Source organism: Streptomyces sp. NBC_00029 (genome assembly GCF_045160505.1).
GTDB lineage: Bacteria > Actinomycetota > Actinomycetes > Streptomycetales > Streptomycetaceae > Streptomyces.
On record NZ_CP108292.1, the window covers coordinates 3,236,621 to 3,255,440 of the forward strand.

Genomic DNA, 18,820 nt, shown 5'->3' on the forward strand with positions numbered 1-18,820 from the left:
TGACTAATCGGCATAACCGGCGGGGCGTCAGTCTGCCAGAGCGGCCAGGGCCTGCGACACCCCCTCCTCCTTCGGTCCCAGGAAGTGCGGGGCGGGCTTGAAGACCGCGTCCAGCGCCGCCTTGCCCGCCGCGAAGACCTCGCGGGTCTCGCCGTAGTACCAGGTGGCGTCGTGCACGTCGGCCACCCCGACGCCGTACGAGTCCAGCCCGGCCGCCTGGCACAGGGCGACGGCCCGGCGGATGTGGAAGCCCTGGGTGACCAGCACCGCCCGCTCCACGCCGAAGATCTCCTTGGCCCGCACGCAGGAGTCCCAGGTGTCGAAGCCCGCGTAGTCGCTGACGATCCGCCGGTCCGGCACCCCGTGCGCGGTGAGGTACGTCCGCATCGCGTCGGGCTCGTCGTACTCCCTGCGGCTGTTGTCCCCGGTGACCAGCACGACCTTGACCTTGCCGGTGCGGTACAGCTCGGCGGCGGCGTCGAGCCGGTCGGCCAGGTAGGGAGTGGGCTGCCCGCGCCACAGGCCCGCACCGAACACCACGGCCACCTCGGCGGCAGGCGCGTCGGCCGTGGACCGGAGCCGGTCGGCCGCCACCGCGTGCATCCACGCCGACGGCAGCAGGGCCAGCACGCAGGCCGCCATGAAGGTCTGCACCGCCAGCCGCCGGGTCCGTACGCTGCGCAGCGCCGCCACCGCCCGGCTCCACTCGACTCTCGGCAGGCGCGGTCCGCGCATCATCCATCCCCTGGTGTCTCGGCTGCTGGTCCGCTGGTCAGGACGCACGCGGGGGCCGCGCGGTTCACCCGGCCCCGCTCCGCGGCCCGCCTCCCGGCGCCCCGCGCCCCGACCCGCACCCCTGCCACGCGCCCCGCTCGCCGCACCCGCTCCGACCATCGCGCCGGCCGCCCTGTGAGGACACGGCAAACACCCGTCATCCCGGCGCAACGCACCGGCAACCTCCGGCACGGAGGATCGGTTCATGACGGAGTCGGTGCACCCTCCCGAGTTTCCCGCCCTCCCCTTCGACAGTACGGCCGAGCTCCTCGGCCGCATCACCCTCCAGCTGGGCACCCAGCTCAGCGGCCTGCGCCGACCCGGAGACCGCCCATGCACCCCACCCTCGTCGCCGTGGCCCACGGCAGCCGTGACCCGCGCGCCCTGCACACCGCCCACGCCCTCCTCGAACGGGTCCGCGAGCTCCGCCCCCGGCTCGACGTCCGGCTCGGTCACATCGAGCTGAACGAGCCGCTGCTCGACGACACCCTGAACGGGCTGTCCGGCTCGGCCGTCCTCGTCCCGCTGCTCCTCGGCCGCGGGTACCACGTCAAGCGCGACCTGCCCGAGGCCGCCGCCCGGGCCTCCCACCTGCTCACCCGCATCGCCGCCCCGCTGGGACCGCATCCGCTGCTCGTCGAGGCCCTGTACGAGCGGCTCCTGGAGGCCGGCTGGACCCCGGCCCCCGGCTCGGCCGTCGTGCTGGCCGCCGCCGGCTCCCGCGACCCCGACTCCGCGGCCGACACCCGCCGCACCGCCGACCTGCTCTCCGAACGCCTCGGCGGCGTCCCGGTGACCCCCGCCTACGCCTCCGCCGCCGCGCCGACCGCCCCCGAGGCGGTCCGGGCCCTCGCCGCCCGCGGTCACCACCGGATCGCCGTGGCCTCGTACTTCGCCGCTCCCGGCCGGTTCGCCACCCAGACCGCAGCGGCCGCGCCCGGCCTCGCCGCCGCCCCGCTGGGCGACCACCCGGCCCTGGCCCGGCTGCTGCTGCACCGCTACGACGAGGCCCGCGCCCTGCCCCTCGGCCGGGTGCGGCCGGAACTCGTCTCCGCCTGATCCCGGTTTGTCAGTTGTTCCGGTTACCGTCTCTGCATGGAAGGCATGAAAGGCACCGCGCACGCCCCGGCAGACGATCTCGACACCCTCTACGACGCGGCCGACACCGAACGCTGGGCCGCCGAGCCCGACAAACGGCCCGGCCGGACCGCCTTCCAGCGCGACCGCGCCCGAGTGCTGCACTCCGCCGCGCTGCGCCGCCTCGCCGGGAAGACCCAGGTCGTCACCCCCGGCAGCCGTTCGTACGACTGGGACGCGAGCCCCCGTACCCGCCTGACCCACTCCCTGGAGTGCGCCCAGGTCGGGCGGGAGCTCGGCGCCGCGCTCGGCTGCGACCCCGACCTCGTCGAAGCCGCCTGCCTCTCCCACGACATGGGCCATCCGCCCTTCGGCCACAACGGCGAGGAGGCGCTCAACGAGTTCGCCAAGGACTGCGGCGGCTTCGAGGGCAACGCCCAGTCGCTGCGCCTGCTGACCCGTCTGGAGCCCAAGCGGTTCGTGCCCGACCCGGCGGGCGGCGAACCCGTCAGCGTCGGCCTCAACCTCACCCGGGCCTGCCTGGACGCCGCCACCAAGTACCCGTGGGCGCGCGGGGACCACCCCACCGACCCCGGCTCGGTGAAGTTCGGAGCGTACGAGGACGACCTGCCCGTCTTCGCCTGGCTGCGCCGCGGCGCGCCCGCGGACCGCAAGTGCTTCGAGGCCCAGGTCATGGACTGGGCCGACGATGTCGCGTACTCCGTCCATGACTTCGAGGACGGCCTGCACGCCGGCCACCTCGACCCCAACCTCCTGTTCTCCGAGCCCGAGCGCACGGCGATCTGGCAGGTCGCCATCGGCCGGTACGTCCCCGCCGACACCGCTCCCGATGAGCTGCGGGCCGCCCTCGACCGCCTGATGGAGCAGGAGTGGTGGCCCCACGGGTACGACGGTTCGGCCGTCGCCCAGGCCCGGCTGAAGGACGCCGCGAGCCAGCTGATCGGCAGGTTCTGCCTGGCCGCCGAGGGGGCCACCCGCGAGGCGTACGGCTCCGGCCGCCTCACCCGGTACGGTGCCGAACTGATGATCCCGCGCGATGCGCGCAACGAGTGCGCGGTGCTCAAGGCGGTCGCCGACCTGTACGTCATGCAGCGCGACGAGCAGGAACGGATCCGCGCCGACCAGCGCATCGTCCTGGCCGAACTCGCGGAGGCACTCAGCGCCCGTGCCCCGGAGGGGCTGGACCCGCAGTTCCGGGCGATCTTCGACGCCGCCCCCGACGACCGGGCCAGGAAAAGGGCGGTCATCGACCAGATCGCGTGCCTCACCGACGCATCCGCCCGTTCCCTTCACGCACGCCTCACCCGGCGCGGCCGACGCGCCGAAAGGTGAGCTGATCGAGCCACTCCCCCTTCACGCGGCAGGCTCGGTGCGGGACGCTCGCATGTGGTCGCATGTGGCGGAGAGGTTATGAGGAGGCATCAGGTGGTCGACGCACACCGGACATTCGTCATCGTCGGCGCAGGGCTCGCCGGAGCAAAGGCGGCCGAAACGCTGAGGTCCGAGGGGTTCACGGGGCGGGTGATCCTGATCGGCGACGAGCGCGACCATCCCTATGAACGCCCCCCGCTGTCCAAGGGCTACCTGTCGGGCAAGGACGACCGGGAGAGCGTCTTCGTCCACGAGCCGTCCTGGTACGCGGCCGCCGACGTCGAGCTGCACCTCGGCCAGCCCGCGGTCCACCTCGACCGGGCCGCCAAGAAGGTCGTCCTCGGCGACGGCACGGTCCTGCACTACGACAAGCTGCTGCTGGCCACCGGCGCCGAGCCCCGCCGGCTGGACGTACCCGGCACCGGCCTGGTGGGGGTGCACCACCTGCGGCGCCTCGCGCACGCCGAGCGGCTCAAGGGCGTCCTGGCCGGACTCGGCCGGGACAACGGCCACCTGCTGATCGCCGGCGCCGGCTGGATCGGCCTGGAAGTGGCCGCCGCGGCCCGCGGCTACGGCGCCGAGGTCACCGTCGTCGAGCCGGAGGCCACCCCGCTGCACGCGGTCCTCGGCCCGGAGATCGGCCGGCTCTTCGCGGACCTGCACGCCGATCACGGGGTGCGGTTCCACTTCGGGGCGCGGCTGACCGAGATCGTGGGCCACGACGGCATGGTGCTGGCCGCCCGTACGGACGACGGGGAGGAACACCCGGCGCACGCGGTGCTCGCCGCGATCGGTGCCGCGCCGCGGACCGCGCTCGCCGAGACGGCCGGGCTCGCCCTGGTGGACCGGGAGCACGGCGGCGGGATCGCGGTGGACTCCTCCCTGCGCACCTCCGATCCGGACGTTTACGCGGTCGGGGACGTGGCCGCCGCCCACCACCCGGTGCTCGGAACCCGGCTGCGGGTCGAGCACTGGGCCAACGCGCTCAACGGCGGCCCGGCCGCGGCGCGGGCCATGCTGGGCCAGGAGGTCGGCTACGACCGGGTGCCGTACTTCTTCTCGGACCAGTACGACGTGGGCCTGGAGTACTCGGGGTACGCGCCGCCCGGCGGCTACGACCAGGTGCTGATCCGCGGGGACGTGGCCAAGCGGGAGTTCGTCGCCTTCTGGCTGTCCGACGGGCGGGTGCTGGCCGGGATGAACGTGAACGTGTGGGACGTCACCGCTCACATCCAGGCTCTGATCAGGTCAAAGGCGCCCGTCAACCGCGAGGCACTGGCGGACCCGTCCATTCCGCTGGAGTCCCTGGTGCGGGCCGAGGGGGCCTGACAGCTTTGCCGTCGCCCGGCCGTAGACTTCACGGGTGGCAGGACGGATCAACGACGACGACGTGAAGGCGGTACGGGACGCGGTCCCGATCGACGCCGTGGTCTCCGACTACCTCCAGCTGCGCAACGCGGGCGGCGGCAACCTCAAGGGCCTGTGCCCCTTCCACGACGAGAAGTCCCCTTCCTTCCAGGTCAGCCCCAGCAAGGGGCTCTACCACTGCTTCGGCTGCCAGGCGGGCGGGGACACCCTCGACTTCGTCATGAAGATCGATCACCTCTCCTTCTCGGAGGCGGTCGAGCGCCTGGCCGGCCTGGCCGGCATCACCCTGCGGTACGAGGAGGGCGGCTACACCGCCGGCACCAGCGGCCGCGGTGAGCGGATCCGGCTGGTCGAGGCGCACAAGGCCGCCGCCCAGTTCTACGTCGACCAGCTGGACGGCCCCGAGGCGGAGATCGGCCGCAAGTTCCTGGCGGAGCGCGGCTTCGACCAGGCCGCGGCCGCCCACTTCAGCGTGGGCTACAGCCCGGCCGGATGGGACCACCTGACCCGCTTCCTGCGCGGCAAGGGCTTCACCGACAAGGAACTGATCACCTCCGGGCTCGCCCAGGACAGCCGCAGCGGCAAGCCCATCGACCGCTTCCGCGGCCGCCTGATGTGGCCGATCCGCGACATCAGCGGCGAGGTGGTCGGCTTCGGCGCGCGCAAGCTGCGCGACGACGACAACGGGCCGAAGTACCTGAACACCCCCGAGACGGCGATCTACAAGAAGTCCCAGGTCCTGTACGGCATCGACCTGGCGAAGAAGGAGATCGCGAAGACCTCCCGGGCCGTCGTCGTCGAGGGCTACACGGACGTGATGGCCTGCCACATGGCCGGGGTCACCACCGCGATCGCGACCTGCGGCACGGCCTTCGGCGGGGACCACATCAAGATCCTGCGCCGGCTGCTGATGGACAACGCCACCGCCGAGGTGATCTTCACCTTCGACGGCGACGCGGCCGGCCAGAAGGCCGCCCTGCGGGCCTTCGAGGACGACCAGAAGTTCGCCGCGGAGACCTCGATCACCATCGCCCCCGGCGGGATGGACCCCTGCGACCTGCGCCTCGCGCAGGGCGACGCGGCCGTGTCCGGCCTGGTCGAGGCCCGCACACCGCTGTTCGAGTTCGCCCTGCGGCACATCGTGGCCCGGCACAACCTGGAGAACCCGGCGGGCCGGGCGGCCGCGCTGGACGAGGCCGCGCCCGTCGTCGCCAACATCAAGAACATCGCGATCCAGCACGAGTCGGCGGTCCAGCTGGCCGGCATGCTGGGCATCCGCGACGAGCAGTTCGTGGTCAAGCGGGTCGCACAGCTGGCCCGCTGGGCCCGCGAGCGCGGTCAGGGCGACGGCCCGCAGGGCGGCCGGCCCGGCGGGGACCGGCAGCGTGGCCGCCAGTCCTCCTACGAGGCCACCCCCGCGCCCGCCGCCCAGCCGGCCGGCGGTCCCGCGCTCAACCTGCGCAGCCCGGCCCACCGCACCGAGCGCGAGCTGCTGAAGCTCGCCCTGCAGCGGCCGGCCCTGGTCTCCCCCGCCTTCGACGCCTACGGGATGGACGAGTTCACCGCCCCGCCCTACGCGGCCGTGCGCCAGGCGATCCTGGACGCGGGCGGCGCCTCCCTCGGCACGGACGACTACCTGGCCCGCGTCCGCGAGGCCGCCCCGAACGACACCGTCCGCGCCCTCGTCACGGAGCTCGCCGTCGAGGCCATCCACGCGAAGACGGTGGACGAGATCTACGCCGGTGTCCAGCTGGTCCAGGTGCGGCTGCGCGCCGTCGACCGGCGGGTCCACGAGATCCAGGGCACGCTGTCGCGGCTGGGCCCGCAGGCGCCGCCGGAACAACTGGCCGCCGTGCAGGAGGAGCTGTGGGTGCTCCAGCAGTACGGCCAGCGGCTGCGCAACCGCGGCGCCGAGGGGCTGTAGCCGCCGCTTCCGGCGCTGCCACCGCGCTCCGCGATCGGGCTCCGTGAGCGGCTCCGCTACCGGCGCCGGAACCAGTCGCCGCCCGGTATCTCGGTGCCCGATTCCCGCAGGTCCCGGGCGATCAGCGGGGACGCCAGGTAGACCCAGGCGCGGACGGTGGTGCCGTCGGGGCGCAGGGCCGAGCGGGCGATCCGGTCGTAGATGTTCCCCGGGCGGCCCGGACCCCCGTACTCCTCCAGCTGGTCCAGCGCGGCCAGCAGCTTCCCGTACGCCCCCGGCGCCGCCGTGATCAGCTCGCCGACGACCGCCGTGCCCGGGCGGTGGACCGCGTACGGGTATCCGGGGCCGTCGTAGAGCGCCGCGTCCGGGAGGACGGCGGGCTCCTCCGCGGCCGTGCGGCCGCGCAGGAACAGGTCGTGGTTGACCTCCCCCGGGCGCAGGGTCCCGTAGACGAAGAACGGGAGCGGATCGCTCAGCTCCGGTAGCCGTTCGACCGATGTCACGGGGCCCTCCCTCGGATGTGGCGCGGCGGTGCGCGGGCGGGCCGACCGTCCCGGCCTCCCCGCGCCCCACCACCGTACGCACCGCTCCGCGGGGCTGGGACGCCCGCCCCGCCGCCGGCCGGGTCACCCGGACGGCACGGGCTGCCCGGATGGCCGGAAAACCCCGTCGACCTGCGGAAACGACCTGCGTCCAGGCCGGGCGGAGACATACCTGACGGGACATCAGCAGGCGCGCGGCGGGCGGGCCGGGTTTCCTCGGAATCACGACCCCGTGTCTCCAGGAGAGCCCCATGCGCCGACGTACCGCACACGTGCTGACCGCGACCGCGCTGACCGCCGCCGCGTTCACCGGGCCGGTCGCCGGCGCGGTCGCCGCCGCGGAGCTCGGCATGGTGGGCTTCGCCCCCGGGGACTTCTCCCCGCTGGAGGTGTGGCCCAAGTCCGCCTCCCCCGGCGCCACCGTCACCGTGAACACCACCGCCTGCGGCAGTGGCAGCCACGCGGACGGCGATGCCACGACGGTCGGCGGCGGCCGGTTCAAGCTGGTCCCGGGCACCCACAAGGAGGTGGTCGTGGGGCAGTTCCAGGTCGCCCACGGCACCCGTGCCGGGACCTACGGCATCGGCGCGACCTGCGCGAACGGCAAGTTCGCCACCGGCAACCTGGTCGTCACCGAGCGCGGCCCGCAGGGCCACGTCAACACCGGGGTGGGCGGTGGCACGACCACCACCACCGACCCCGCCAAGATCGCGGCGGGGGCGGCCGTTCTGGCCGCTGCCGCCGTCGGCGGTACCTGGCTCCTGCGTCGCCGGGCGAGCGGCACGCGGAGCTGACGGACGCCCACCGCGGCTCCGGCCGCGGTCCGACCGGTACCGTCCCCCGTCGCCCGCCCCGCGAGGTCCCCCCGTTCGCGGGGCCGGGCGACGGCCAGTCACCCCGAAACGGAGAACCGAGGGGGTACGCATGGGTGGCGATTTCGGTGGCGCGCGGGGCCGCGACCGGCAGCCCCGGCCCGCGAACGGCGGCCGCCCCGGATCCGGAGCACACCCCCGGCAGGCGGCCGAGCGGGCCTCCCGCACCCTCACCGCCCGCCACGGAGGACTCGTCGCACTCGCCGCCTGCGTCGGCATCTGGCTCGTGACCAGCGGCTCCCGCGAGCCCGTCGGGCCGCCGCTGCCCTCCCCCGCCGAGTCCCTGACCGCCGCCGGCGTGGTCGGCCCCGGTATCGCCCCGCTCCCCGGTTCACCGCCGGGCCGGATCCGGATCCCCTCCATCCGGGTCGACGCGCCGCTGACCGGGCTCGGACTCGACGCGCGCGGCAGCCTCGAAGTGCCCCCGCCCGACCGGCGCGACCTGGCCGGCTGGTACCGCGAGGGCACCACCCCGGGCGCCACCGGCACCGCCGTCATCGCCGGACACGTGGACGACGCCGCCGGGCCGGGGGTCTTCTACCACCTGGGCGCGCTGCGCCGCGGGGCCTCCATCGAGATCCCGCGCGCGGACGGCCGTACTGCGGTGTTCACGGTCCACGCGGTCGAGGTCTACGACGCCAAGGCCTTCCCCGACACCCGCGTGTACGGGCCTTCGGCGCGCGCCGAGCTGCGGGTGATCACCTGCGGCGGCGGCTTCTCACCGCGCACGGGCTACCGGGGGAACGTGGTCGTCTTCGCGCACCTCACCGGGACGTACTAGCGGCCGCTCGAAGGGCTGCACCAAGGGGCGCTCGAAGGACTGCTCACCGCGGTACCCGGAGGGGTCAGCCCCACTGCTCCAGGCCCAGCTTGATCACCAGCGCGCCCACCACCGTCAGCAGCACCCCGCGGACGAAGCCGCTGCCCTTCTTGAGCGCCATCCCGGCCCCGATCATGCCGCCGGCCAGGTTGAACACGGCCATCAGCGCGGCCAGCTGCCACAGCACCATGCCCTGGTAGGCGAACATCGCGAGCGCACCGCCGTTGGTGCAGCAGTTCACGATCTTGGCGGTGGCGGAGGCGGTGACCAGGTCGAGGTGGAGCAGCGCCGTGAGGGCGAGCACCAGGAAGGTGCCGGTGCCGGGCCCGATGAGGCCGTCGTAGAAGCCGATGCCCAGGCCCGCGAGCGCGATGGTCAGCAGCACCCGCTGCCGGCTGAGGGGCGTGGTCGAGGGGGCCGTGCCGAAGCCCGGCTTGAAGATCACGACACCCGCGACGAACACGAGTACCACCATGATCAGCGGGCGGAGCGCGTCCTTGCTGATGCCGCCCGCGAGTGCGGCGCCGCCCATCGAGCCGGCGAGCGCGGCCAGGCCGATGCGGACGGCCAGCTTCACGTTCACCGGTGCCTTGCGGACGAACGTCACGGCCGCACCGGCGGTGCCGACGATGGCCACGGCCTTGTTGGTCCCGAGGACGGTGGCGGGGTGGGCGTTCGGCAGGCCGAGCAGGAGCGCGGGCAGGAGCAGCAGGCCGCCGCCGCCCACCACCGCATCGATCCAGCCGGCGGCCGCTGCGGCCACGCACAGGACGATGATCATGGTCGTTGATATGTCAGGCACGGACCGACCCTATGGAGCGGTTGGGTGCAGTGACCATCAATCTCCGGAAAGTTGTGCAAACGTTGAGCTTTGCCGGGCCGGCACCCGGTCCGGGGCCACCGGAGCCGCCGGGTCCACGGCCACCGTGAGCACGCTCGCGGCCAGCACGCTGACCGCCCCCAGCCCCGCCGCCAGCCGTCGTGCCGGCGGTACGGAGGCCAGCGCGGCGAGCACGGTCCGCACCGGCGAGGGGCCGCGCGGCTTGCGGTGCCGGGCGACCGCCGGAGCCTCGGCCCCGACGGGTACGGAGAGGGCGACGTGCAACGGGTGACGCATGGGGCGGTGACTCCTCGGGGTAACGCGGGGGAACGCGGGGGAACGCGGTTCAGAAGCTGAAGCACTCGGAATGGATACGACCGGCCGGCACCCCGGCCCTCAGCAGCGCGGCCCGCGTCGCCCCGGCCATCCCCGGCGGCCCGCACAGGTACACGTCGTGCTCGGTCAGGTCCGGCACCAGCGCGGCCAGCGCCTGCGGGGCCAGCGGATCGTAGGCGGCGCCGGAGGGCCCGAGCAGGTAGTGCAGACCGGCCTGCCGCTCGGCGGCGATCGCCTCCAGCTCGGCCCGCAGCACCAGGTGCTCCTCGCCCCCGGCCCGGTAGAGCAGGGTGATGTCCCCGGGACCCCCGGGCAGCGTCTCGAACAGGGCCCGCATCGGGGTGATCCCGACCCCGCCCGCGATCAGCAGCACCTTGGGCCGCGTCCGCCGGGCGGCGGTGAGCGCGCCGAACGGCCCGGTCGCCAGCACCCGCGTCCCGGGGCGCAGCCGGCGGATCCGGCGGGAGTGGCCGCCGAGCCCCTTGACGGTGATCCGCAGGGCGTTCCCGCGGACCGGCGCGGACAGCGAGAACGGCAGGGCCGTGTGCCACAGCCGGCGCTGCAGGAACCGCCAGCGCAGGAACTGCCCCGGCTCCGCGCGCAGTTCCGCCAGATGCTGCCCGTAGACGACGACCGAGACCACCCCGGGCCCCTCGACCCGGACGTCCGCGACCCGCAGCGCGTGCCGCAGGGCCTGCCGTACGGGAACCACCACGCGGTACCAGACCAGCAGGACGGCGACCACGGTGTGGGCGAGCGCCCAGAACCAGGCGGCCGCGGCCAGATCGGGTCCGGCGAGCTGGTGCCCGAAGGCGAGGGCCGCGGCGAGGTAGACGAGCAGGTGCACCCCGCGCCAGGTTTCGTGCGGCACCCGGCGGCGTACCGCCCGGGCGGAAGTCACACCGACCGCGGCCAGGAGGACGGTCCCGGCCGCGGCGGCGGCGAGCGCGGGGTAACCGAGCAGCTCCGAGGCGGCGGAGACCACGTCGATTCCCTCGTGCACGGCGTAACCGAGCAGGGCGAAGAGCCCGTGCCCGAAGACGAGGAGCAGTACGTACCGGCCGCCGAAGGCGTGCCAGCGGGCGAGCCGGTCGGCGCCGACCCCGTGCTCGACGGCCGGCACCCGGGCCATCAGGAACAGCAGCACCAGCACCCCGTAACCGGCGAGCAGACCGGACAGGTGCGCCGCGGTGGCGAACAGTGCGTCGGGCCGGGCCGAGGGCCGCACCTGCGCCGCCCAGAGCAGGATCACCACCCCCGCACCGCCCAGCATCCCGCCCCTCACCCGCACCACCGCATCTCGCATACGGAGCACGCTAAGGGCGCCGGTGGCGGCTCCGATGATCCTTAAGGCGGCCTTGAGGAAGGCCTCACCGACCCTTAACCCCGGCGCTGAGGTCGGCGTTCCGTCCGGGTAACAGAGGCGATGTCGTGGGGAAACAGCGGCCGCGCACGCTCATGGCATGACCTCGGAAAAGCGTGTGGTGGTGATCGGCGGCGGCCTCGCGGGCCTACGGCTCGCGCAGCGGCTCGGCCCGGCCGCGGCGGTGACCGTCCTCGGCGAGGAGACGCACGTGCCGTACAACCGGGTCCTGCTCGCCGAGGTCCTCGCGGGCCGGTACGCCCCCGAGGTGACCGCCCTGCCGGCGCCGGGCCCCGCGCTGCGGCGGGGGGTCCGGGCGGTGCGCGTGGACCGCACGGAGCGGGCCGTGCACTGCGACGACGGCACGGTGGCCGCGTACGACACCCTGGTGCTGGCCACCGGCTCGAACGCGGTGCTCCCGCCGCTGCGCGGGCTGTTCGAACCCGAGGGGCACACGCTCCCTGACGGTGTGCACGCCTTCCGCACGATGGACGACTGCCTGGCGCTCTCGGAGGCCGTGCGCCCCGGGGTCCGCGTGGTGGTGATCGGCGGGGGCCTGCTGGGCGTCTCGGCGGCCCGCGCGCTCGCCGCGCGGGGCGCACAGGTGGTCCTGGCACAGCAGGGCGAGCGCCTGATGGAACGCCAGCTGGACACCGAGGCCTCCGCGTTGCTGCACACCCACCTGACCTCACTCGGCGTGGAGATCCACACGGAATGCCGGGTCCGCGGCCTGCTCATCGAGCCTTCAGCCTCGCCGGCGTTCGATGCGCGGGGATCCGGGGGCGGCGCCCCCGGCCGCGGCGCCGCGCCCGCGCAACGGCGGGTCACCGGGGCCGAGCTCGCCGACGGCTACCGCCTCGAAGCCGACCTCGTCGTCCTCGCCTGCGGCGTACGCCCCCGCACGGGCCTCGCCCAGGCCGCCGGACTGGAGACCCGCAAGGGCATCGTGGTCGACGACCACCTCCGCACCAGCGACCCGGACATCCACGCCATCGGCGACTGCGCCGAACACGCCGGCCAGGTGTACGGCCTCGCGGGCGCCGCCCTGGAGCAGGCCGACACCCTGGCCGCGTACCTCACCGGCGGGCCCGCGCAGTACATGGGCACCCGCGCCCTCACCCGCCTCACCCTCACCGCCGACGGGGACCGGTCCCTCGATCTCGCCGCCTTCGGCGAGACCACCCCGCTCCCCGGCGACGACGTGGTCCGCCTCGCCGACGCCACCCGCCGGACCTACCGGAAGGTCGTCCTGCGGGGCGACCGCCTCGTCGGCGGCGTGCTGCTCGGCGAGCTCTCCACGGTGGGGGCCCTCGCCCGCACCTGGGAGGGCGAGGAATCACCGCACGACCTGTTCCACCTGCTCACCGACGACGGAGGCCACTGACATGACCGAGCCCCTGCCCACGATCGTGCTCATCGGGCACGGCATGGTCGGCCAGCGCTACCTCGAAGCACTCGCCGAGCGCGGGGTCACCGCCACGCACCGGATCACCGTGCTCTGCGAGGAGCCCCGGCCCGCCTACGACCGCGTGCACCTGACCTCGTACTTCTCCGGCAGCACCGCCGAGGACCTCTCCATGACGCCCGCCGGGTTCATGGAGCAGCACGGCATCGCCCTCCACCTCGACGACCCCGCCGAGAGCATCGACCGGGCCGCCCGTACCGTCACCTCCCGCTCCGGGCAGGTGTTCCCGTACGACGTCCTGGTGCTGGCCACCGGCAGCTATCCCTTCGTGCCGCCGGTGCCCGGCAAGGACGCTCCCGGCTGCTTCGTCTACCGCACCATCGAGGACCTTCTCGCCATCGAGGAGTACGCGAAGACCCGGAGCTCCGGCGCGGTCGTCGGCGGCGGTCTGCTCGGGCTGGAGGCCGCCGGCGCCCTCCAGGGGCTGGGACTGGCCACCCGGATCGTCGAATTCGCCCCGCGCCTGATGCCCGTACAGGTCGACGAGGGCGGCGGCGCGGCCCTGCTGCGCACCATCGAGTCCATGGGCCTGACCGTCCACACCGGCGTCGGCACCCAGGAAGTGGTGGTCGGCGAGGACGGCCACGTCAGCGGAATGCGGCTCTCCGACGGCTCCACCGTCGACACCGACCTCGTCGTATTCTCCGCCGGCGTCCGCCCCCGCGACCAGCTGGCCCGCGAGGCCGGACTGAATGTCGGCGAGCGCGGCGGCATCGCGGTCGACGCCCGCTGCCTCACCTCCGACCCGCACGTCTACGCCATCGGCGAGTGCGCCCTCGCCGTCGACGGCCGTGTCTACGGGCTCGTCGCCCCCGGCTACGAGATGGCCGAGACCGCCGCCGACGATCTGCTGGGCCGCGAAAAGGAGTTCACCGGAGCCGACCTGTCCACCAAGCTCAAGCTGCTCGGTGTGGACGTGGCCTCCTTCGGCGACGCCCACGGCGCCACCCCGGACGCCCTCGACGTCGTCTGGTCCGACTCCCGCTCCGGCGTGTACAAGAAGCTCGTCGTCTCCCCCGACGGAGTCCTCCTCGGCGGGGTCCTGGTCGGCGACGCGGACTCGTACGGCCTGCTGCGCCCGCTCACCGGAAGCGTCCCGCCCGTGGCCCCCGAGCAGCTGGTGCTGCCCGCCGGGGTCGGCGCGCCCGTCGCGCTCGGACCGTCCTCGCTCCCCGACGACGCGGTGATCTGCTCCTGCCACAACGTCACCAAGAAGGCCATCGCCGCCTGCGCCACCCTCCCCGAGGTCAAGAAGTGCACCAAGGCGGGCACCGGCTGCGGCAGCTGCATCAAGGTGATCGGGCAGCTGCTCCCGGCCGCCGCCGACAAGGGACTGTGCGGCTGCTTCCCCTTCACCCGGGCCGAGCTCTACGAGATCGTCCGCACCCGCCGGCTGACCTCGTACCAGGAGATCCTCGACGGCCACGGCCGCCCCGAGGCCCGCGGCGGCGACGGCTGCGAGGTCTGCAAGCCCACGGTCGGCTCGATCATCGCCTCGCTCGCCCCGACCCTGGGCGCGAGCGGCTACGTCCTGGACGGGGAGCAGGCCGCCCTGCAGGACACCAACGACCACTTCCTCGCGAACCTGCAGCGCAACGGCTCCTACTCGGTCGTCCCGCGCATCCCCGGCGGTGAGATCACCCCCGACAAGCTGATCGTGATCGGTGAGGTGGCCCGTGACTTCGGCCTCTACACGAAGATCACCGGTGGCCAGCGGATCGACCTCTTCGGCGCGAGCGTGGACCAGCTCCCGCGGATCTGGGCGCGGCTCGTCGACGCCGGGTTCGAGTCCGGGCACGCGTACGGGAAGGCCCTGCGCACGGTGAAGTCCTGCGTGGGGCAGACCTGGTGCCGCTACGGCGTCCAGGACAGCGTCCGGATGGCCATCGACCTGGAGCTGCGCTACCGGGGACTGCGCGCCCCGCACAAGCTCAAGTCGGCGGTCTCCGGCTGCGCCCGCGAGTGCGCGGAGGCGCAGAGCAAGGACTTCGGCGTCATCGCGACGGCCAGTGGCTGGAACCTGTACGTCGGCGGCAACGGCGGGGCCACCCCGCGCCACGCGGACCTGCTGGCCCAGGACCTGTCGGACGCTGAACTGGTCCGGCTGATCGACCGGTTCCTGATGTTCTACATCCGCACCGCGGACCGGCTGGAGCGGACCTCCACCTGGCTGGACCGGCTGGAGGGGGGCCTCGCGCACCTGCGGGACGTGGTCGTGCACGACTCGCTCGGACTGTGCGCGGAGCTGGAGGCCCTGATGGCCGACCATGTGGCGCACTACCGGGACGAGTGGGCCGAGACGCTCGAGGACCCGGAGCGGCTGCGCCGGTTCGTGTCCTTCGTGAACGCGCCCGGCGCCCCCGACCCGACCGTGAAGTTCGTCCCCGAGCGCGACCAGGTCAAGCCCGACCTGGCCGTTCTGACCATAGGAGGAGCCGTCCGATGACCGTGGAACTGAAGGTTGCGCAGGGCTGGCTGACGGTGTGCGAGCTGTCCTCGCTCACCCCCGGGCGAGGGGTGGCGGCGCTGCTGCCCGACGGGAGCCAGGCCGCGGTGTTCGTCGACCGTGCGGGGCGCCCGTACGCCATCGGCAACCAGGACCCCTTCACCGGGGCTCATGTGCTCTCGCGCGGGCTGGTGGGGACGGCCGGGGGCCGGCCCTTCGTGGCGTCGCCGCTGCTGAAGCAGCGCTTCGACCTGGAATCGGGGCGCTGCCTGGACGACGAGGAGATGGCGGTCCGGACCTACCCGGTGCGGACCGCCGTGACCTCGTGAGTGCCCGCGGCGGTGTCGTCAGCTCTGGATCATGGACGGGTCCATCCACATGATCTCCCAGGTGTGGCCGTCGAGGTCGTCGAAGGCACGGCCGTACATGACGCCGTGGTCCTGGGCGGGGCGGGGCTCGGTGGCGCCGGCCGCCAGGGCCCCGTCCACCAGCTCGTCGACGGCGGTGCGGCTCTCGGCGCTCAGACAGAGCAGCACCTCGGACGTCTTCGTCGCGTCCGCGATCTCCTTGTGGGTGAAGTCCTTGTAGCGGTCCTCGGCGAGGAGCATGGCGACGATGGTGTCGCTGATGACCATCGAGGCGCAGTTCTCGTCGGTGAACTGGGCGTTGAAGGAGTAGCCCAGCTTGCTCCAGAAGGTCTTGCTGGCCTCCAGGTCCTTGACCGGCAGGTTGACGAAGATCATGGTGGCGGACATCGAGGTCTCTCTTCTCTCGGATGCGGCTGCGTGCGGTGTGCGGTGTGCTGCTCGGTGCTTTCGAGGGGTAGACCCGGGGGCCCCCGGAAACTCATCGCTCCCCGCGAAGTTTTTTCGCACTCTCTTCCCTGACCCACGAAACCACAGGTCAGGAAGCTTCCACCGGGCGCAGCCGTCCAGGGTGGAACGTCCCGCGGTGTGCCGGCCACGCCGCTGCCGGGGTATTGAACGTCGAGCGGTCGCTCGTGCGTAATGAGGAGTTGGCGCTCCGGCTACTGGCGCCTCCTAGGTTCCTCGACGCGTGCGACCCCGCGTCCGACCGGCCGCGGGGCCTTCCTCCCACAGGAGTGACCGTGGAACGTCGTACCTTCCTGCGCGGCGCAGTGATCGGTTCGTCGGCCGCCGCCTTCGGCGGCACGTTGATGCACGGGGCCGCCTACGCCGCCCCCGCCCAGCCGGGTGCCGGGCCCTACGGGGCGCTCGGCGCGGCCGACGCCAACGGCATCATGCTCCCCAGCGGCTTCACCAGCCGGGTGATCGCCCGTTCGGGCCAGATCGTGAGCGGTACCTCGTACACCTGGCACAGCGCGCCCGACGGCGGTGCGTGTTTCGTCGACGGCTCGGGCTGGATCTACGTCTCCAATTCGGAGATCAACCCCTCCGGCGGCGCGAGCGCGGTGCGGTTCAATTCCTCCGGCACCGTCACCGGCGCCCACCGGATCCTCTCCAACACCCGGCAGAACTGCGCGGGCGGCAAGACCCCGTGGAACACCTGGCTGTCCTGCGAGGAGGTCGACCGCGGCTTCGTCTACGAGACCGACCCGTACGGGGTGAACGCGGCCGTGCAGCGCCCGGCGATGGGCCGCTTCAAGCACGAGGCGGCCGCGGCCGACCCGGTGCGCCAGGTCGTCTACCTGACCGAGGACGAGACCAGCGGCTGCTTCTACCGCTTCGTGCCGACGACCTGGGGCAACCTCTCCTCCGGCACCCTCCAGGTGCTGAAGGCCGGCACCGCCACCTCCGGTTCCTTCACCTGGCAGAACGTCCCGGACCCGGACGGCTCGCCGACCGCGACCCGCAGCCAGGTCTCCGGCTCGAAGAAGTTCAACGGTGGCGAGGGCTGCCACTACGCCAACGACACCGTCTGGTTCACCACCAAGGGCGACAACCGGGTCTGGCAGCTCAACCTCACGAACAACACCTACGAGCTGGCCTACGACGATTCGCTCGTGCCCGGCGGGGCGGCCCCGCTGACCGGCGTCGACAACGTCACCGGATCGTCGTACGGCGACCTGTACGTCGCGGAGGACGGCGGCAACATGGAGATCTGCGTGATCACCCCGGACGACGTGGTGGCACCCTTCCTGCGGATCACCGGCCAGTCCTCCTCGGAGATCACCGGCCCGGCCTTCTCGCCCGCCGGGAACCGGCTCTACTTCTCCAGCCAGCGCGGCACGACCGGCAGCTCGTCCGCCGGCATCACCTACGAGGTGACGGGCCCGTTCCGCGTTTAGAGCCCCACCCTCCCGGCCCCGCCCTTCCAGCCCCGCCGGCGCTTGAGGCGCGGGGCCCGGAGGCAGCGCCCCGCCCTTCCAGCCCCGCCGGCGCTTGAGGCGCGGGGCCTGGGGGCTGGCCCCCGCAACGGTGCCCACCCGCACACGAGACCGCGCCCCGCCGGGTACGCCCCGCCGGGGCGCGGCCGCGGCCGCAGCCGCGTTCACGAGGCCACGGCCCCGCCCTTCAGCAGCGCGGCCCCCAGCGGCGTCACGGTGTGCAGCACCGCGTTCCCCCGGCGCAGCGTGGTCACCAGCCCCGCCTCCCGCATCACGCAGGCGTGCTGGCTCGCGGAGGCCAGCGAGACCCCGGCCCGGCGGGCCAGCTCGCTGGTGGTCGCCCCGTCCCCTATGGCCCTCAGCACCACCGAGCGGGTGTGCCCGACCAGCTTGCCCAGGGTGCGCTGGCGCTGCTCCTCGACGGGCCGGGCCGCCTCGCCGCCCGCGGGCGCCGACGCCAGCTGCGCGGCCGCCGGGTAGACCAGCACCGGCGGCAGCTCCGGATCGTGCAGGGTCACCGCGGTGCGCCGGCAGAAGAAGGACGGCTGGAGCAGCAGCCCGCGTCCCCGCAGCCGTACGTCACGGTCCACCGGGTAGTCGCACTCCAGTACCGGGGCCCGCCAGCGCAGCATCGGCGGCAGCGAGGCCAGCAGCTCGTCCGCGCCCCCGTCCAGCAGGGCCCGGCCCCGTGCGGCCCGCTCGGCCTCGATCTGGGCCTGGATGTGCGTCCAGTACGGCTCCACGGCCGCCCGGTGATAGGCGCGCAGTTCGCCCATGAGCCGGGGCAGCTGTTTGCCGGCGTCGTCGTCCATGAACTCCCGCAGCCGCGGCGTCATCGGCGCACCGGCGCCGAGCAGCTGCAGCTCGCGCCGCATGCGCTCGGGACGGATCCCGCGCAGCGCGTCGAGGCCCACGTCCCACCCGTACTGCCCCTCCACAGGGGTCAGGAAATCGGGGAAATAACCATGACTCGGTATGAGCATACCGAGCGTGCGTGTTTCACTATTCAACCTGCTCCGGGTTTCCGTACGCCATTCACCGAACAACCGGGCATCGCGCCGGTCTCTTAAGCGGTGAAAGCTGAGAATCGTTTCCCACAACGCATCGGGACGCCCTGCCATCCGTACGCGTGCCAGGTCCACTCCAGTGAAATGGATACGCAGCACCGAACCCCCACCTGTGCAACCGCAATCCCCCCGCCCCATGAGTATGCATGCCGTCACACGTTGTCACCACGCCCTTTCGGCCACAGTTGAAACCCCTTTCGGCGGGGGCGTGACAACCGAAATCCTGTACTCCGCCGGGCACACTCC

At 73.3% G+C, this 18,820-nt stretch carries 17 protein-coding genes; 10 read left to right on the forward strand and 7 right to left on the reverse strand.

Annotation, left to right across the window (positions count from 1 at the left end; genetic code table 11):
• Positions 1-27: 27 nt before the first annotated feature.
• A complete protein-coding gene (locus tag OG753_RS15465) occupies positions 28-735 on the reverse strand; it encodes a vancomycin high temperature exclusion protein (RefSeq protein ID WP_405788804.1) in 708 nt (235 codons plus the stop codon).
• A gap of 372 nt (positions 736-1,107) precedes the next feature.
• Between OG753_RS15465 and OG753_RS15470 the strand changes: the two genes are divergently transcribed.
• From OG753_RS15470 to dnaG, 4 genes are all read left to right on the forward strand, one after another.
• Positions 1,108-1,833, forward strand: a complete 726-nt coding sequence (locus tag OG753_RS15470; protein WP_405788805.1) for a sirohydrochlorin chelatase — start codon at positions 1,108-1,110, stop codon at positions 1,831-1,833.
• Positions 1,834-1,878: 45 nt separating this feature from the next.
• Complete coding sequence (locus tag OG753_RS15475; protein WP_405792684.1) at positions 1,879-3,204, forward strand: deoxyguanosinetriphosphate triphosphohydrolase; 1,326 nt, start codon at positions 1,879-1,881, stop codon at positions 3,202-3,204.
• Positions 3,205-3,297: 93 nt separating this feature from the next.
• Positions 3,298-4,572 carry an FAD-dependent oxidoreductase gene (locus tag OG753_RS15480; protein ID WP_327262373.1) on the forward strand — a complete coding sequence of 425 codons (1,275 nt, stop codon included), beginning with the start codon at positions 3,298-3,300 and terminating at the stop codon, positions 4,570-4,572.
• Between the two features lie 34 nt (positions 4,573-4,606).
• Positions 4,607-6,535, forward strand: a complete 1,929-nt coding sequence (gene dnaG, locus OG753_RS15485) for a DNA primase (RefSeq protein WP_401686219.1) — start codon at positions 4,607-4,609, stop codon at positions 6,533-6,535.
• Between the two features lie 56 nt (positions 6,536-6,591).
• On the opposite strand, the gene OG753_RS15490 is transcribed toward dnaG, so the two are convergent.
• The gene (locus OG753_RS15490) at positions 6,592-7,038 is read right to left on the reverse strand and encodes a gamma-glutamylcyclotransferase family protein (protein WP_405788806.1); all 447 of its coding nucleotides are present in this window, start codon (positions 7,036-7,038) and stop codon (positions 6,592-6,594) included.
• A 290-nt stretch (positions 7,039-7,328) separates the two neighbouring features.
• On the opposite strand from OG753_RS15490, the gene OG753_RS15495 reads away from it, so the two are divergent.
• Together OG753_RS15495 and OG753_RS15500 are read left to right on the forward strand one after the other, a co-directional pair.
• Positions 7,329-7,871 (forward strand): hypothetical protein, encoded by a 543-nt coding sequence (locus OG753_RS15495; protein WP_327262376.1) that lies wholly within the window; start codon positions 7,329-7,331, stop codon positions 7,869-7,871.
• 130 nt (positions 7,872-8,001) lie between these two features.
• Complete coding sequence (locus OG753_RS15500; RefSeq protein WP_327262377.1) at positions 8,002-8,730, forward strand: class F sortase; 729 nt, start codon at positions 8,002-8,004, stop codon at positions 8,728-8,730.
• Between the two features lie 64 nt (positions 8,731-8,794).
• Here the strand turns inward: OG753_RS15500 and OG753_RS15505 are convergent, their stop codons facing one another.
• The 3 genes from OG753_RS15505 to OG753_RS15515 are packed head-to-tail and all read right to left on the reverse strand — an operon-like array spanning position 8,795 to position 11,231.
• A complete protein-coding gene (locus OG753_RS15505; protein ID WP_327262378.1) occupies positions 8,795-9,571 on the reverse strand; it encodes a TSUP family transporter in 777 nt (258 codons plus the stop codon).
• Between the two features lie 36 nt (positions 9,572-9,607).
• Complete coding sequence (locus OG753_RS15510) at positions 9,608-9,886, reverse strand: hypothetical protein (RefSeq protein WP_327262379.1); 279 nt, start codon at positions 9,884-9,886, stop codon at positions 9,608-9,610.
• A 49-nt stretch (positions 9,887-9,935) separates the two neighbouring features.
• Positions 9,936-11,231, reverse strand: coding sequence for a ferric reductase-like transmembrane domain-containing protein (locus tag OG753_RS15515; protein ID WP_405788808.1), 1,296 nt, complete (start codon positions 11,229-11,231; stop codon positions 9,936-9,938).
• Between the two features lie 157 nt (positions 11,232-11,388).
• On the opposite strand from OG753_RS15515, the gene OG753_RS15520 reads away from it, so the two are divergent.
• Genes OG753_RS15520 through nirD form a run of 3 tightly spaced genes read left to right on the forward strand, consistent with a single transcriptional unit; the run spans position 11,389 to position 15,528 of the window.
• The gene (locus OG753_RS15520; RefSeq protein WP_327262381.1) at positions 11,389-12,672 is read left to right on the forward strand and encodes an FAD-dependent oxidoreductase; all 1,284 of its coding nucleotides are present in this window, start codon (positions 11,389-11,391) and stop codon (positions 12,670-12,672) included.
• Position 12,673: 1 nt separating this feature from the next.
• Complete coding sequence (gene nirB, locus OG753_RS15525) at positions 12,674-15,199, forward strand: nitrite reductase large subunit NirB (protein WP_405788809.1); 2,526 nt, start codon at positions 12,674-12,676, stop codon at positions 15,197-15,199.
• The gene (gene nirD / locus OG753_RS15530) at positions 15,196-15,528 is read left to right on the forward strand and encodes a nitrite reductase small subunit NirD (protein WP_327262383.1); all 333 of its coding nucleotides are present in this window, start codon (positions 15,196-15,198) and stop codon (positions 15,526-15,528) included. The genes nirB and nirD overlap by 4 nt, the downstream gene beginning before the upstream one ends.
• An 18-nt stretch (positions 15,529-15,546) precedes the next feature.
• On the opposite strand, the gene OG753_RS15535 is transcribed toward nirD, so the two are convergent.
• Positions 15,547-15,954 carry a VOC family protein gene (locus OG753_RS15535; protein ID WP_327262384.1) on the reverse strand — a complete coding sequence of 136 codons (408 nt, stop codon included), beginning with the start codon at positions 15,952-15,954 and terminating at the stop codon, positions 15,547-15,549.
• A 353-nt stretch (positions 15,955-16,307) separates the two neighbouring features.
• On the opposite strand from OG753_RS15535, the gene OG753_RS15540 reads away from it, so the two are divergent.
• On the forward strand, positions 16,308-17,468 hold the full coding sequence (locus OG753_RS15540; protein ID WP_405788810.1) for an alkaline phosphatase PhoX: 1,161 nt from the start codon (positions 16,308-16,310) through the stop codon (positions 17,466-17,468).
• Between the two features lie 203 nt (positions 17,469-17,671).
• Here OG753_RS15540 and OG753_RS15545 read toward each other — a convergent pair whose 3' ends face one another.
• Positions 17,672-18,673, reverse strand: coding sequence for a helix-turn-helix domain-containing protein (locus tag OG753_RS15545; RefSeq protein WP_327262386.1), 1,002 nt, complete (start codon positions 18,671-18,673; stop codon positions 17,672-17,674).
• Positions 18,674-18,820 lie beyond the last annotated feature (147 nt).